Annotated in this window: 12 protein-coding genes; 8 read left to right on the forward strand and 4 right to left on the reverse strand. The window is 64.6% G+C overall.

What is annotated here, in order from left to right; all coding sequences use genetic code 11:
* The coding region (locus Q7U29_RS08680; RefSeq protein WP_304740457.1) for a DEAD/DEAH box helicase family protein at positions 1–1,193 on the reverse strand (1,193 nt) is incomplete at its 3' end.
* Between the two features lie 73 nt (positions 1,194–1,266).
* Between Q7U29_RS08680 and Q7U29_RS08685 the strand changes: the two genes are divergently transcribed.
* The 3 genes from Q7U29_RS08685 (at position 1,267) to pgm (ending at position 7,970) form a co-directional block, all read left to right on the forward strand.
* The gene (locus tag Q7U29_RS08685) at positions 1,267–3,255 is read left to right on the forward strand and encodes an alkyl/aryl-sulfatase (protein ID WP_304740459.1); all 1,989 of its coding nucleotides are present in this window, start codon (positions 1,267–1,269) and stop codon (positions 3,253–3,255) included.
* A 148-nt stretch (positions 3,256–3,403) separates the two neighbouring features.
* Complete coding sequence (locus Q7U29_RS08690) at positions 3,404–6,202, forward strand: ATP-binding protein (RefSeq protein ID WP_304740461.1); 2,799 nt, start codon at positions 3,404–3,406, stop codon at positions 6,200–6,202.
* A gap of 115 nt (positions 6,203–6,317) precedes the next feature.
* Positions 6,318–7,970, forward strand: coding sequence for a phosphoglucomutase (alpha-D-glucose-1,6-bisphosphate-dependent) (gene pgm, locus Q7U29_RS08695; RefSeq protein ID WP_304740463.1), 1,653 nt, complete (start codon positions 6,318–6,320; stop codon positions 7,968–7,970).
* 408 nt (positions 7,971–8,378) lie between these two features.
* On the opposite strand, the gene Q7U29_RS08705 is transcribed toward pgm, so the two are convergent.
* Positions 8,379–8,627 (reverse strand): hypothetical protein, encoded by a 249-nt coding sequence (locus Q7U29_RS08705; RefSeq protein WP_304740467.1) that lies wholly within the window; start codon positions 8,625–8,627, stop codon positions 8,379–8,381.
* Between the two features lie 78 nt (positions 8,628–8,705).
* Positions 8,706–9,605 carry a LysR substrate-binding domain-containing protein gene (locus tag Q7U29_RS08710; protein ID WP_304740469.1) on the reverse strand — a complete coding sequence of 300 codons (900 nt, stop codon included), beginning with the start codon at positions 9,603–9,605 and terminating at the stop codon, positions 8,706–8,708.
* A gap of 104 nt (positions 9,606–9,709) precedes the next feature.
* On the opposite strand from Q7U29_RS08710, the gene Q7U29_RS08715 reads away from it, so the two are divergent.
* Both Q7U29_RS08715 and Q7U29_RS08720 read left to right on the forward strand, forming a co-directional pair.
* Positions 9,710–10,480 carry a sulfite exporter TauE/SafE family protein gene (locus tag Q7U29_RS08715; protein ID WP_304740471.1) on the forward strand — a complete coding sequence of 257 codons (771 nt, stop codon included), beginning with the start codon at positions 9,710–9,712 and terminating at the stop codon, positions 10,478–10,480.
* Positions 10,481–10,496: 16 nt separating this feature from the next.
* On the forward strand, positions 10,497–10,733 hold the full coding sequence (locus Q7U29_RS08720) for a hypothetical protein (RefSeq protein WP_304740473.1): 237 nt from the start codon (positions 10,497–10,499) through the stop codon (positions 10,731–10,733).
* Positions 10,734–10,761: 28 nt separating this feature from the next.
* On the opposite strand, the gene Q7U29_RS08725 is transcribed toward Q7U29_RS08720, so the two are convergent.
* The gene (locus tag Q7U29_RS08725; RefSeq protein ID WP_304740475.1) at positions 10,762–12,153 is read right to left on the reverse strand and encodes a carbohydrate porin; all 1,392 of its coding nucleotides are present in this window, start codon (positions 12,151–12,153) and stop codon (positions 10,762–10,764) included.
* A gap of 217 nt (positions 12,154–12,370) precedes the next feature.
* On the opposite strand from Q7U29_RS08725, the gene Q7U29_RS08730 reads away from it, so the two are divergent.
* The 3 genes from Q7U29_RS08730 to Q7U29_RS08740 all read left to right on the forward strand — a co-directional run.
* Positions 12,371–13,294 carry a metal ABC transporter substrate-binding protein gene (locus tag Q7U29_RS08730; protein ID WP_304740477.1) on the forward strand — a complete coding sequence of 308 codons (924 nt, stop codon included), beginning with the start codon at positions 12,371–12,373 and terminating at the stop codon, positions 13,292–13,294.
* On the forward strand, positions 13,291–14,199 hold the full coding sequence (locus tag Q7U29_RS08735) for a manganese/iron ABC transporter ATP-binding protein (protein ID WP_304740479.1): 909 nt from the start codon (positions 13,291–13,293) through the stop codon (positions 14,197–14,199). Before Q7U29_RS08730 ends, Q7U29_RS08735 begins: the two co-directional genes overlap by 4 nt.
* 1 nt (position 14,200) lies before the next feature.
* A partial coding sequence (locus Q7U29_RS08740) for a metal ABC transporter permease (protein ID WP_304740481.1) occupies positions 14,201–14,758 on the forward strand: 558 nt, incomplete at its 3' end.

Here is a 14,758-nt window from a genome sequence, read left to right on the forward strand (position 1 = left end):
TCGACCGAACCGATACCGTAGATGCACGACACCGAGGCGACGATGATGACGTCGTCGCGCTCCAAGAGCGCCCGCGTCGCCGAATGGCGCATGCGGTCGATCTGCTCGTTGATGGACGAGTCTTTCTCGATATAGGTGTCGGTCCGCGGCACATAGGCCTCGGGCTGGTAGTAGTCGTAATAGGAGACAAAATACTCGACGGCGTTGTCGGGGAAAAAACTCTTGAACTCGCCATAGAGCTGCGCCGCCAGCGTCTTGTTCGGCGCCAGGATGATGGCGGGGCGTTGCGTCGCCTCGATCACCTTGGCCATCGTATACGTCTTGCCGGAGCCGGTGACGCCGAGCAGCACCTGGGTGCGGTCGTTGCGCGCGATGCCCTCGACCAGTTCCTTGATCGCGGTGGGCTGGTCGCCCTTCGGCTCGTATTCGGATTTGATCACGAAAGGCACGCCGCCTTCGGATTTTTCCGGGCGGGGCGGGCGATGCGGTGTCCAGATCTTGACCTGGCCGTCCTCGCCCTTGAATTCGGGCCGGCCATCGCGGATCAGGCTTTCCAGCGCGTCGGCGGTGGCGGCGACGCCGAGCGCCTCCATCTTGTTGCGCGGCGGCCGCGCCAATGCGGCGAGGTCTTCTTCCTCGGTGGTGAAGCCGAGCTGCTTTGCCAGTTCCGGGTCGAGGGTGGGGATGGTGGCGGCGGTGCCGTAATTGGCGGGCGCGAATTCACGCTGCGGGGATTCGGCGAGACCCTCTTCTCCCCTCCCTCCGCGCGCACTTGCGCGCGGCGGGGAGGGGGCGGGGGTGGGAGGGCTATCGGCTTGAGCCGCTGCATCGGTGAATGCCGTACCACCCCCCACCCCCGACCCCTCCCCACCACGCGGCAAGGGCCGCGTGGGAGGAGGGGAGAAGGAAGCACCATCGCGCTTCGCCATATCGTCGCTGCTGCCGCGGGTCGACGCCCGCGCGCGATGCAGTGCGGCCTCGCCGCCGGACCGGCGGTCTTTCGAATTATCCGGCGGCGGCCGCAATCCGGTGCCCGAACCCATGCCGGCATCGCCGCGGTTGATCGCGGGATTGAGCAATTCCGCGAGCGCAGGGCCGATCGGCTGCACATCGGGCCTCGACGCCCCAGAACTTGGGGCTTTGGATTTCGGGGTTTTCGCGGGCTTTTTGGGATTGTCTGGATTCTTCGACATGGGACGAATATGGGATGAGTCCGGCTGACATAAAAGGGCAAAAGGCCCTCGAGAGCCATTGGGGAAAACGCGGATGAAAAGTCTTCTCGGGACGGTGGCATTGCTTGCCTCGTTCACCGTCGGTTCGCTGCATTGTCAGCAGGTGTCAGCACAGACCAGGGACGCGGAACCGGCGACACGCGCGGCCAACGATGCCTTTGTGAAATCGCTGCCGTTTGCCGATCGCGCCGATTTCGACGACGCCAGGCGTGGTTTCATCGCGACGCTGCCGGATGGTGTGGTGGCGGGCGTTGGCGGCAAGCCGGCCTGGGATATGAAACCCTACGCGTTCCTGCAAAAGGACGCGGCGCCGGCGACGGTCAATCCGAGCCTGTGGCGGCAGGCGCAGCTCAATGCCGTGCATGGCCTGTTCAAGGTGACCGATCGCGTCTACCAGGTGCGCGGTCTCGATCTCGCCAATCTCACCATCATCGAGGGCGATAGCGGCCTGATCCTGATCGACCCCCTGCTGTCCAACGAGACCGCGAAGGCCGCGCTCGATCTCTATCTCGCCAACCGTCCCGCCAGGCCGGTTGCAGCCGTGATCTATTCCCATAGCCACATCGATCATTTCGGCGGCGCCAAGGGCGTGATGTCGGCCGAGGATGCCGCTTCCGGCAAGGTCAAGGTGATCGCGCCGGACGGATTCATGGAGCATGCGGTGGCGGAAAACGTCATCGCCGGCAACGCCATGAGCCGCCGCGCGCAATACATGTACGGCTTGCCGTTGCCGATCAATGAACGCGGGCAGGTCGATGAGGGCCTCGGCAAGGCGCTGTCGAAAGGCACGATCTCGCTGATCGCGCCGAACGACCTGATCAGGCAGGCTTACGAGACCCGCGTGATCGACGGCGTCGAGATCGAGTTTCATCTGGTGCCGGGCTCCGAAGCGCCGGCGGAGATGATCATGTACTTTCCACAGTTCAAGGTCTTGAACATGGCGGAGGACGCCACCCACAACATGCACAATCTCTACACCCTGCGCGGTGCGCAGATCCGCGACGGCCGGCTGTGGTCGCGCTACCTCAACGAGGCGATCGAACGCTACGGCGACAGGACCGATGCCGTGATCGCGCAGCATCACTGGCCGATGTGGGGCAACGAACGCATCGTCGCGTTCCTGAAAAAACAGCGCGATCTCTACAAGTTCATCCACGACCAGACCGTGCGGCTGCTCAATCACGGCCTGACCCCGACCGAGATCGCGGAGAAGCTGAAATTGCCGGCGAGCCTGGCCGGCGAATGGTCGGCGCGCGGCTATTACGGCACGCTGAGCCACAATGCCAAGGCGGTCTATCAGTTCTATCTCGGCTGGTACGACGCCAATCCGGCCGATCTCAATCCGCTGCCGCGGGTGGAAACCGCGCGAAAGCAGGTCGAATATATGGGCGGGGCCGAGGCGGTGCTGAAGCGTGCCCGCGCCGATTTCGCGGCCGGGCAATATCGCTGGGTGGCTGCTGTCACCAGCCAGCTGGTGTTCGCCGATCCCGCCAACAAGGCCGCGCGCGAGCTCGGCGCCGATGCGCTGGAACAACTGGGTTACCAGAGCGAGGCCGCGTCCTGGCGCAATGCCTATCTGCTCGGCGCCGCCGAATTGCGCGGCGGCGTGCCGCCGGCCGCGGGCGGCTCGACCGCGAACGCCGAACTGCTGAAGGGCGTCTCGATCGACCTCGCCTTCGATTTTCTCGGCGTCCGGCTCAACGCGGCGAAGGCCGAGGGCAAGCGCATCGTGATCAACTGGACGTTTACCGACCGCAACGAAACCTATGTGATGAACCTGGAGAACTCGGCGCTGACGCACCGGGCAGGCCCGCCCGACGACAATGCCCACGCCGGCGTCAAGCTGACCCGCGCTGCGCTCGACGCCATTACGCTGAAGCAGCGCAGCTTCGTCGGCAGCATCCTCACCGGCGACGTCTCGGTCTCGGGCAACCCGCTGAAACTGCGCGAGCTGTTCGGCCTGCTCGACGATTTCACGCCGGATTTCGAAATTGTGGAGCCGAGAAAGGTGATCGTGGACTAGGAGACGGACTGTCGATTTCAGGTTGCGCAACGCATCGATGGGTCACCCCGCATGCGCGGCTGCGGCGGTCATGCGGCGACATCAGGAAAATTTGGATTGACCGAAGGGCACCTTGAGGCCGACGATAGCGCAGTCCAAAGGGCAATCCATGAGGTTGTCGACTCGACTGACGTTGGCGATGGTCGCGCTGGTGGTGCTGGCGACGGCGGCGGTGGGCGTACTGACCTACCGCAATATAGCTGCGTTTGCCCTGCCCCGGGCATTGGAGCGGCTTGACACCCACGCTTATCTGCTCGGCAGCGAACTCGCCGCTTCGGTTCGCGGCGCACGCGCCGACGTGATCGGCTTTCGTTCCGCTGTCGCCGTCAGCGACATCATGACGGCGCGACTCAGTCGCGGCACAAATCCGGCCGCCGCCGCCGCCGAGGCGGAGGCGCGGCGGCGGATGGCCCAGCGCTACGCGGTGGAACTTGCCACCAAGCCGAACTACTACGCGTTTCGAATCATCGGGGTCGACGACGACGGACGTGAACTGGTGCGGGTCGACCGTTCCGGCCCCGATGGCGCCATCCGCATCGTTCCGGACGACGAGTTGCGGCAGGAGGGCGATCGTGTCGCCTTTACCGAAACCATCCGGCTGCCCGCCGGCGAGGTCTATGTCTCCCCGGTCAATCTCAGTCAACACAACGGCGAGATCGAGACGCCGCACGTTCCGGTGATGCGGGTCGCAACGCCGATCCACACGCCGGACGGCAAGCCGTTCGCGATCGTGATCATCAAGCTCGATATGCGATCGACCTTCGACCGGATCCGCTCCAACCCGATCGACGGCGGCCGCAGCTATGTCGTCAATAATCAGGGCGGCTATCTCGTTCATCCCGACCGGGATCGCGAGTTCGGCTTCATCGTCGGCAAGCCCGCGCATATCCAGGACGAGTTTCCGGATCTCCCGAAGATACTCGCGAGCAGCGATACAACGCCCCGCGTGATGCAGGACCGGGCCGGCAACCGCTTCGGGGTCGGGTTGGCGATCCAGCGGCTGGCGGACGGTCCGCGAATTGCGGTGATCCAGGCGGTGCCGTATTCGGACCTGATGGCGGCGACATCGGCGGTTCGCGATGCCGGCCTGCTGGCTGGGCTGGGTGCGGCGTTTTTCGCCTTCCTGCTCGCCGCCATCGTGGCCCGTTCGCTGACGCGGCCATTGGTGCAGATGACCAAAGCGGTCGCCGGTTTTGCCCGCGGCGAGACGATCGCGCTGCCGACCGGAGGAGGTCAGGAGATCGGGGCGCTGAGCCAGGCGTTCGCGGATATGGCGGCCGAGTCGCGCGCCAAGACGGCGGCGCTCAATCAGGAGATCGAGGAGCACCGTCGCACCGTCGAGGAACTGCGCGAAAGCGAGCGGACGGCGCGGGACGTCATCGCCAGCGCCTTTGAAGCCGTTATCCAGACCGACGACGCCAGTCACGTTCTCGAATGGAATCCGCAGGCCGAGGCGATCTTCGGATGGTCGCGGCAAGAGGCGCTGGGGCAACATTTGCCGACGCTGCTGCTGTCGGAAGCGCTGCTGCCGTACTGCCAGGAGATGAAGGAACGGCTGCTGCGCAACGACGCCGATGCCGCCGCCGGCGAGCGCTTTGAAATCAGGGCCAAGCGGAAGGACGGAAGCACGGTCAAGATCGAGGCGTCGCTGAACGCGCTACGGCGGCGCTGCGGCCACGTGTTCAATGTGTTCGCGAGGGACCTGACGCAAAGGATCGCGGCGGAGGAGCAGCTGCGGCAGGCCCAGAAGATGGAGGCGCTCGGCCAGCTCACCGGCGGCATCGCGCATGACTTCAACAACGTGCTCACCGTGATCTCCGGCACCATCGAGATTCTCGCGGACGAAGTATCCGCCAGGCCGGAAGCCGCGGCGGTCGCCAGGCTGATCGGCGAGGCGGCCGACCGCGGCGCGGAACTGACCTCGCATCTGCTCGCCTTCGCCCGCAAGCAGCCGCTGCAACCGCGCGAGATCGACGTCAATCGCCTGGTCGTCGAATCGGCAAAACTGTTCCGGCCAACGCTGGGCGCGCAGATCGAAATCGAATCGATGCTGACGGATTCGGTCTGGACCGCTCTGGTCGATCCCGGCCAGCTCAGTTCCGCGCTGCTCAATCTGGCGATCAACGCCCGAGATGCGATGCCGAACGGCGGCAAGCTGACCCTGGAGACCCGCAACGTCACCTTCGACGCGGATTTTGCCGCCGCCATCGGCGACCTCAAGCCCGGGAATTACGTGATGATCGCGGTGAGCGACACCGGCACCGGGATTCCGGAAGCGATCCGCGACAAGGTATTCGATCCGTTCTTTTCGACCAAGCAGGTGGGCAAGGGAACCGGACTGGGCTTGAGCATGGTCTACGGCTTCGTCAAGCAATCCGGCGGACACATCAAGGTCTACAGCGAGGAGGGCCACGGCACGACATTCAAGCTCTATCTGCCGCAGGCGGATGCCCCGCCGGAACGGGTCGCGGAGGAACCGTCCAGCTCCGGGATCGAGCGCGGCGACGAGACCATCCTGGTCGTCGAGGACGACCCGCTGGTGCGCGCCTACGTCAACACCCAGTTGCAGAGCCTCGGCTACCAGACATTGTCGGCCGCCAACGGCGTCGAGGCGCTTGCTATCGTCGATAGCGGTGCTGCCTTCGACCTGCTGTTCACGGATATCATCATGCCCGGCGGCTTGAACGGCCGGCAACTCGCCGCCGAGGTGGCGTCGCGGCGCCCGTCGCTGCGGGTGCTGTTCACGTCAGGCTATACCGAGAATGCCATCATCCATCATGGCCGGCTGGATTTCGGCGTCCTGCTGCTGGCCAAGCCCTACCGCAAACTCGACCTTGCGCGGATGCTTCGGGTGGCGCTGGGCTCGGCCGTAAGCCTGCCGGCCGCGAATCCCGAGACGCAAGGCTGAACCTGCAATGATGATCGGAAGGCCGGCGACGGCGCGATCGCCGATGCTGGTCTCTTGTTCGCGACTGTGACATGAATCTAAAATGCCCGAATGCCCAAACCATTGAGGAGACCAGGTGGCCGCTGAAATCAATCCGCTTGCCGGCAAGATCGTCGAACCCCGGATGCTGGCAAATGTGCCGCGGCTGGTGACGGCCTATTTTGCCGGCAAGCCCGATCCGTCGCTTCCGGCGCAACGCGTGGCGTTCGGCACTTCGGGGCATCGCGGCTCCGCGCTCAATCACGCCTTCAACGAGGCGCATATCCTGGCGATCAGCCAGGCGCTGTGCGATCACCGCCAGCGCTGCGGCATCGACGGGCCGATGTTCGTCGGCATCGACACCCACGCGCTGGCCGAGCCGGCGCTGGCGAGCGCGCTGGAAGTGTTCGCGGCCAACGGCATCGAGGTGACGATCGACGCGGATGACGGCTATACGCCGACGCCGGTGATCTCGCACGCCATCCTCAGCTACAACAAGGGCCGCGAAAGCGGCCTTGCCGACGGCGTGGTGATCACGCCCTCGCATAATCCGCCCGAGGACGGCGGTTTCAAATACAATCCGCCCAATGGCGGACCGGCGGATACCGACATCACCTCGGGAATCGAGCGCGCCGCCAACGGCTTCCTCGAAGACATGCGCGGCGTCAAACGTATTCCCTATGACCGCGCGCGCCGGGCGGCCTGCGTTCACCGTCACGATTTCATCGGGCCCTATGTCGCCGACCTCGGCAATGTCGTGGACATGGAAGCGATCCGCGGCTCCGGCGTCAGGATCGGGATCGATCCGCTGGGCGGTGCGGGCGTGCGTTACTGGCAGCCGATCATCGCGCGCTACGGCCTCGACGCCACCATCGTCAGCGACACGGTCGATCCGACGTTTCGCTTCATGACGGTGGACTGGGACGGCAAGATCCGGATGGACTGTTCCTCGCCCTATGCGATGGCGCGGCTGATCGGCATGCGCGACCGGTTCGACGTCGCCTTCGCCAACGACACCGACGCCGACCGCCATGGCATCGTCACCGGCTCCAACGGGCTGATGAACCCGAACCATTACCTCGCCGCATCGATCGCCTATCTGTTCGCGAACCGTCCGCAATGGCGCGCCGACAGCGCGGTGGGCAAGACCATCGTCTCCAGCGCGATCATCGACCGCGTCGCCAAGAAGCTCGGCCGCAGGCTGGTCGAGACCCCGGTCGGGTTCAAATGGTTCGTCGATGGCCTTCGCGACGGCTCGTTCGGCTTCGCCGGCGAGGAAAGCGCCGGCGCTTCGTTCCTGCGCAGGGACGGCTCGGTCTGGACTACCGACAAGGACGGCATCATTCTGGGACTGCTGGCCGCCGAAATGACGGCGCGTACCAGATCCGATCCCAGCCAGTTGTTCGAGAAACTGACCGACGAACTCGGCGTGCCCTACTACGAGCGCATCGACGCGCCGGCGACATCGGTTCAGAAAAACCTCCTGAAGGCGTTGTCGCCGGAGAAGCTGGCGATGGCGGAATTGGCCGGCGAACCGGTTCGCTCGGCGTTCACGGCGGCACCCGGCAACGGCCAGCCGTTCGGCGGCATCAAGGTGACGTCAGACAGCGGATGGTTCGCGGCGCGGCCGTCGGGCACCGAAGATGTCTACAAGATCTATGCGGAGAGCTTTCGCAGCGCGGAGCATTTGCGGCAGATCCAGGACGAGGCCCAGCGCGCCATCGCGCATGCGTTCGAGGCGGGCGGCTGAGCTACGGTTGGAGCTTGCTGCCCATGCTTCGAGACGCTCGCGCTGCTCGCTCCTCCCGAGTGAACGCGAAGCGTTCATCCGGGCATGAGGTTGTGGTGTTTCAACAAATTGAACCTCATGCTGAGGAGCGGCCGCTTGGCCGCGTCTCGAAGCATGGGCCGCAAATCCGGTTTGAGATTTCAGACTAAGCCGTGTGCGGCAGCGGCGCGGGCTTGACGATGTCCAGATGGATCCCGCCGCATTCCGTGCATTGCATGGCCCAGTATTCGGACCCCGCGCGTCCGGCGATGACGCTCAACACTGCCAGCTCGGCATCGCACTGCGGACAGCAGGACAAGACCGTGGGGGAAGCTGACGGGGCTGATTGGAATTCGGAATCAAGCATGGGACGCTTACCTCTTGGTCAAATCAGGCGGCCGACAGCTCCTGTTGCGGCGCCTGCGCGACCGCTGCGTATCGAGTGAGCTTGAGGCGGTCGATCTGGTTCTTGGCATCCGCGGCTGCGGACTCCGGATCGGACCAGGCGAAGCCGATTTCAATCGCCGAGAAAGCAACGCCGCCGACGATCATGGGATTGCGGTCCGGCCGCCGGAGCCTGGCATGCCACAGGCCCCTGCCGGCCTGGTAACACTCGATGGCAAAGCCCTCGTAGGTCATCTCGTCACCCCAGCTGCTGCTGGGATCGAGCGAAACACGAGCCGGCCAAAACGAATGTGAACCCGTTCACATTTCCGGCTATTTTTTCCGAACCCTGTCCCGTGCCGCGGGTCCCGCCGCGGCGCGCACGATCCAGCGCCGGAACGCGGCGAAATCGCGCTGCCCGGTCTGGAAGCTGCGATAGACCAGATACCAGCGCATGCCCTTCGGCACCGTCAGCGCAAACGGCGCCACCAGCCGTCCGGCGGCGAGGTCGTCGTCGATATAGGGCCGGATGCCCATGGCGATGCCGAGCCCGTCGACGGCGGCCTGCAGGGCCTGGCCGTAGAACTGAAACTCCGGCCCGCGCGCGGTGACCCGCCCGACACCCGAGGCCTTCAGCCACGACGGCCAGTCGTCGGGCGAATGGGCGACGCGCAGCAGGCTCGGACCCTTGAGGTCGCCTGATCGTTTCAGCTGCTGCGCCAGCCGCGGCGCGCACACCGGCAACAGATCGGCCGCGAACAGGGGCTCGGCGACCAGGCCCGGCCACTCGCCGTCGCCGAGCTTGATGCCGCAGCTCCAGTCGTCGCCGAACGGCGCCGCGGCCCCGCCGGTGGTGATGCGCACCTCGATGTCGGGCTCCACTTTTCGGAAATCCGCCAGCCGCGGAATCAGCCATCGCATCGCAAAGGTCGGACCGACGCCGATGGTCAGCACCCGGACGCCCGATGGCGCTGACACCTGCGCGGTCAGGCTGGCCAGCGCATCGAAGATCGGTGTCAGCCCGCTCTGATAGGCGCGCCCTGCCGCCGTGGTCGCCAGCCGGTTGGCCTTGCGCTCGAACAACGCGACGCCGAGCCGGTCCTCCAGCAGATGCACCATCCTGGAGACCGCCGCCGCCGACACGTTGAGCTCGGCTCCGGCGCCCGCAAAACTGCCGGTTCGCGCGGCGGCCTCGAACGCCTTGATGCCATTGAGAAAGAGCAGCCGCCGCATTTCACGCCAGAACCTGTGACCCTCAGGAAAACTGAGGCCAGGGCAAGCTAACTCAGTTTGCGCCGCCGGTACAGGCAGGGCAGAACTGGCGGCGGAGATTCGAAATGACGCCGCTTCTGATGGCCGCGCTTGGTCTGCTGATGGTCGCGACAGCGTTCCTGTCCGGGCTGTTCGGCATGGCCGGCGGGCTGATCCTGATCGGCGTGCTGCTGACCGTGCTGCCGCTGCCCTCGGCGATGGTGCTGCACGCGATCACGCAGATGGCGGCGAACGGCTGGCGCGCCTTCCTGTGGCGCGCGCATATCAGGTGGAAGCCGGTCTTCATCTATTTGATCGGCGCAGCACTGGCGCTCGGCGCCTGGTCGATCACCCGCTACGTGCCGGACAAGCCGATCGCGCTGTTGCTGCTCGGCGTGACGCCGTTCATGGCGCGGCTGACACCGAAGGGCCTGAAGCCGAACCCCGAGAGCATCGCGCAGGGCAGTTTCTACGGCTTCATCTGCATGGGGCTGATGCTGATGACCGGCGTCTCCGGCCCGCTGATGGACACCTTCTTTCTCGGCGGCAATTTCGGTCGCCGCGAGGTGGTCGCGACCAAGGCCGCCTGCCAGGTCGCCAGCCATTTCGTCAAACTGGTGTATTTCGGCGGCATCATCGACCAGGCCGCGACGCTCGATCCGGTCCTCGCCGTGATCGCCGTCGTGGCCTCGATGACCGGCACCACACTGGCGCGGCGTTTCCTCGAAGCCATGACCGACCTGCAATTCCGCACCTGGGCGGGGCGGCTGATCACGACGGTCGCCTGCTATTACATTCTCTACGGAAGCTGGTTGCTGCTGGCGCCCTGGTTCGAAAGCAAAGCGCTCGCCTTTTGAGGAAAGGAGATAGCGGATGGCCGACGACATCGACCCGCTGGTGCTCGACCTCGTCGAATGGATCGCCAGGGAGCCACGGCTCTATTCCGAGGTGATCGAGACGTGGCGCACCTCGTGCCCGCGCCTGACGATCTGGGAGGACGCGGTCGATCGCGGTTTTGTCGCGCGCGAAAACATCGCAGGGGCGGGCGTTCGGGTGGCGATCACCGAGGGCGGCGCAAGGTTGCTGCGCGCGCACGGCCGGGTGAGCTGACTTGGTCGCGCCGGCCTGCGATACGTCGCTAGAACGCGACCGTGCTCCGCAAACCCACCAAAGCCCCGCTCTTGATCGCCAGGCTCGGAGAAACCGGATCCGGCACGTGGCCGCCGGGATGGACGATGTATTGAAACACCGGCTGCATGGTCCAGCCCGGCTTGATCTGGGCCTGGTAGCTGAGTTCGATCGTCATCTCAAAGGCCCGGATCGGCTGGGCGACGCTGGAGAAGGCGATCAGGTCGCGGTCCAGCGCGCGGGCCCAATCGGATATGCTGGCATAGATGAAGGACGCACCGAACTTGTCGTCGGGCCGGTGGGGAACCATGCCGGCGAAGACGACGCCGCCGTCCAGGAAGAAGTTGACCAGGTTGCGGTCGGATGGGGCCCCTGAAATACGGCTGAAAACGCTGATGCCGCTGTCCGGGCCGCCGCCTTCGGGCCGGTATATCTGCTGGTCGACGATGCCGTAGACGCCGCTGGTGCCGCGGAACTGGCGGGCGGTGCCGTTGCTGAGCGGATGCGCCAGCGAATACCCGGCATGGTCGAATCTCAGATCATCGAATTTGCCGAAATGGTGCCAGCCGCCGAGCCGGACGATGCCCGCCAGCCCGCGGGAATCCTTCTCCTGATTGTAGCGATGCTGAATTTCGCCCATCAGAAGCGGCGGGTCGTTGATCCGGAAGTTGGTGCCGGTGCGGTTGACCGTTGCCTGATTGCCGGGATCGCCATTGTACAGTCCGAGCAGCATCGACCAGTTTGCATTGGCATCGAATTTCCACCGGATGCCGGGGGTAGCGAGCGGGTAGGCCGGTCCGCCGCTGGGGATGTTGGCGCCCATGATGGTGGGCCAATCGCTGCTGATGAACATCCGGCTGTAGTCGCTGATGAAGAATTCCGCGTCCGTCGTCAGCTGGCCGAGGCGGATACTGAAGCGGTCATCGAAGAATTTTTGTTCGAACCACAACTCCGACAGGCGTGTCGAGGGGAACGCCTCGATGTTGCTGATGGTGATCATGCTGGTGAAGTGCTCGTCGCGCGGGCCGGACGTGCGGTGGATCTGAAAGGCATTGGAGAAGAAGCTCAGTCCCTGCCATCCGATCAGCTTTTCCAGGTTCGCGCTGACGGACACCTCCAGCTTGCCGCCATACAACGCGCCCTGGCGGATGCCGCCCGAGACGTTGCCGAGGGCTTCACCGGTGTAGACCACGCCATAGGTGACGCCGCGCTCGCTGAGCCATTTGCGAATTCCGGCCGGGTCGCCGTTGTCAGGCAAACTCGTCGCGATCGACGGGACCGGAATGCCGTCGGACGGCTCTGCCGACGCGTCGACCACAGGCGAAGCGGTGAAGAACAGGGCGGCCGCCAGCAGGATTCGTTTGGCCTGCGTGCAAGCGGAATTGCAATTATGCAACTGCAACTTAGTTGCAGAAGAGGGTCGGATTCCGCCGGACTCGTTGGGATTAACGAACTTTTGCAAGGCAAAACCCTCAATTGCGAATAGCTCGCAATAAGGATTGACACAGGACGCGCCCCAGCGCAATCTTTTTTGCGATTAAGTCGCAACAGCAACACGGTCTCAGTGGCGATTCCGGCTGCCGGTTCGCGCGGGCGGACGCAATTTGGAGAAAAGGCAAATGAAGTCGAAGCCGATGAGCCGGCGGCTCGTGGCAGCAATGCTCGCGGCGGCGTTCGCCGGCGCGGCCTTGATCGTTCCGGCACAGGCGCAGACCGCGTCGCGAAAACCGTTTCGGGTCGTGACCACGTTCACGATCATTCAGGACATCGCGCAGAACGTCGCCGGCGACAGAGCGATCGTGGAATCGATCACCAAGCCGGGCGCCGAGATCCACGATTACCAGCCGACGCCGCTCGATATCGTGCGGGCGCAGGCGGCCGACCTCGTGTTGTGGAACGGCTTTAATCTCGAGCGCTGGTTCGAGAAATTCTTCGAGAACGTCAAGCAGGTGCCGAGCGTGGTCGTCACCGAAGGCATCGAGCCGATGGGGATCGCCGAGGGTCCCTACACCGGCAAGCCCAATCCGCATGCCTGGATGTCGTCCTCCACGGCGCTGATCTATGTCGAGAACATCCGCAAGGCGCTGGTCAAATACGACCCTGATAACGCGGAATCCTATACGAAGAACGCTGCGGAATATTCCGCGCGGATCAAGTCGCTCGACGAGCCCCTGCGCAAGCGGCTCGCCGCCATCCCCGACAACCAGCGCTGGCTGGTATCGAGCGAAGGCGCATTCAGCTACCTGACGCGCGATTACAAGCTTCGGGAAGCCTATCTGTGGCCGATCAACGCCGACGAGCAGGGCACGCCGCAACAGGTGCGCAAGGTGATCGACCTCGTGCGCAAGAACAAGATCCCGGTGGTGTTCAGCGAGAGCACGATCTCCGACCGCGCCGCCAAGCAGGTCGCGCGCGAGACCGGCGCCCGTTACGGCGGCGTGCTATATGTCGACTCGCTCAGCGCCGCCGGTGGTCCGGTCCCCACCTATCTGGATCTGCTGAACGTGACCGTCGAGACCATCGCGAAGGGATTCGGCAAGTGAACGCATCCGCGCCGTTCGCGGGCATCGCGCCGGACAGGGGAGCCACACCCGGCTCCAGCATTTCCGTGCGCCATCTCACCGTCAGCTACGCCAACGGCCTGACCGCCGTGCATGACGCCTCGTTCGAACTCGACCCCGGCACGATCTGCGCGCTGGTCGGCGTCAACGGCAGCGGTAAATCCACCATCTTCAAGGCGATCATGGGCTTCGTGCAGCCGGCTGCGGGCGAGGTGCGGCTGTGCGGTCTCAGCGTCAATGAAGCGCTGAAGCAGAACATCGTAGCCTATGTGCCGCAAAGCGAGGATGTCGACTGGAATTTTCCGGTGCTGGTCGAAACCGTCGTGATGATGGGCCGCTACGGGCACATGAATTTCCTGCGGATGCCGTCGCGCGCCGATCGCTACAAGGTCGACCAGGCGCTGGAGCGCGTCGGCATGAGCGCATTTCGCCATCGCCAGATCGGCGAATTGAGCGGCGGCCAGAAGAAGCGCGTCTTCCTGGCGCGCTCGCTGGCGCAGGAGGGCCGCATCATCCTGCTCGACGAGCCTTTTACGGGCATCGACGTCAAGACCGAGGCCGCCATCATCAGCCTGCTGCGCGAATTGCGCGCCGCCGGCCACCTGATGCTGGTTTCGACCCACAATCTCGGCAGCGTGCCGGAGTTCTGCGACCAGGTCGTCCTCATCAACCGCACGGTGCTGGCGTCCGGTCCGACGGCGCAAGTCTTCACGCAAGGAAATCTCGAGCGCGCCTTCGGCGGCGTGCTGCGGAACTTCCAGCTCGGTGGCCCCGCGCTGCACGACGACGCCGACACGAGAAGGGTCACGGTGCTCACCGACGACGAGCGGCCGGTGGTGTTCTATGGCGATGGGACTAACTCCCTCAACAATACAAAGCCCGAGTGACATGGAGCCATTCTTCGCCGAACTGCTGGTCCCGTTCAGCTATAACTACATGTTGAAGGCGATGTGGGTGAGTGCGCTGGTCGGCGGGGTCTGCGCCTTCCTGTCGGCCTACCTGATGCTCAAGGGCTGGTCGCTGATGGGCGACGCGTTGGCGCACTCGATCGTGCCCGGCGTCGCCGCGGCCTATATCGTCGGCGCGCCGTTCGCGGTCGGGGCCTTTTTTGCCGGAATCCTGGCCGCCGGCGGCATGCAGTTTGTCACGTTGAACTCGCGCTTGCGCGAGGACGCCGTCATCGGCCTGGTGTTCACGACATTGTTCGCGCTCGGCCTGCTGATGGCGTCGATCTGGCCGACCTCGGTCAGCATCCAGACCATCGTGCTCGGCAACATCCTGGCGATCTCGGATGAAGACGTGGTGCAGGTCGCGATCATCGCGGCGGTTTCGCTGGCCATCCTCGCGGTGCTCTGGAAAGACCTGATGGTGACGTTCTTCGACGAGAACCACGCCCGCAGCATCGGGCTCAACACCAAGGCGCTGAAGATCGTGTTCTTCACGCTG

Source organism: Bradyrhizobium sp. (genome assembly GCF_030654605.1).
GTDB lineage: Bacteria > Pseudomonadota > Alphaproteobacteria > Rhizobiales > Xanthobacteraceae > Bradyrhizobium.

Coding starts and splice junctions, on each gene's coding strand:
- Q7U29_RS08690 (WP_304740461.1), top strand. CDS start 3,404: ATGAGGTTGTCGACTCGACTGACGTTGGCGATGGTCGCGCTGGTGGTG.
- Q7U29_RS08730 (WP_304740477.1), top strand. CDS start 12,371: ATGAAGTCGAAGCCGATGAGCCGGCGGCTCGTGGCAGCAATGCTCGCG.
- Q7U29_RS08720 (WP_304740473.1), top strand. CDS start 10,497: ATGGCCGACGACATCGACCCGCTGGTGCTCGACCTCGTCGAATGGATC.
- Q7U29_RS08705 (WP_304740467.1), bottom strand. CDS start 8,627: ATGACCTACGAGGGCTTTGCCATCGAGTGTTACCAGGCCGGCAGGGGC.
- Q7U29_RS08685 (WP_304740459.1), top strand. CDS start 1,267: ATGAAAAGTCTTCTCGGGACGGTGGCATTGCTTGCCTCGTTCACCGTC.
- Q7U29_RS08710 (WP_304740469.1), bottom strand. CDS start 9,605: ATGCGGCGGCTGCTCTTTCTCAATGGCATCAAGGCGTTCGAGGCCGCC.
- Q7U29_RS08715 (WP_304740471.1), top strand. CDS start 9,710: ATGACGCCGCTTCTGATGGCCGCGCTTGGTCTGCTGATGGTCGCGACA.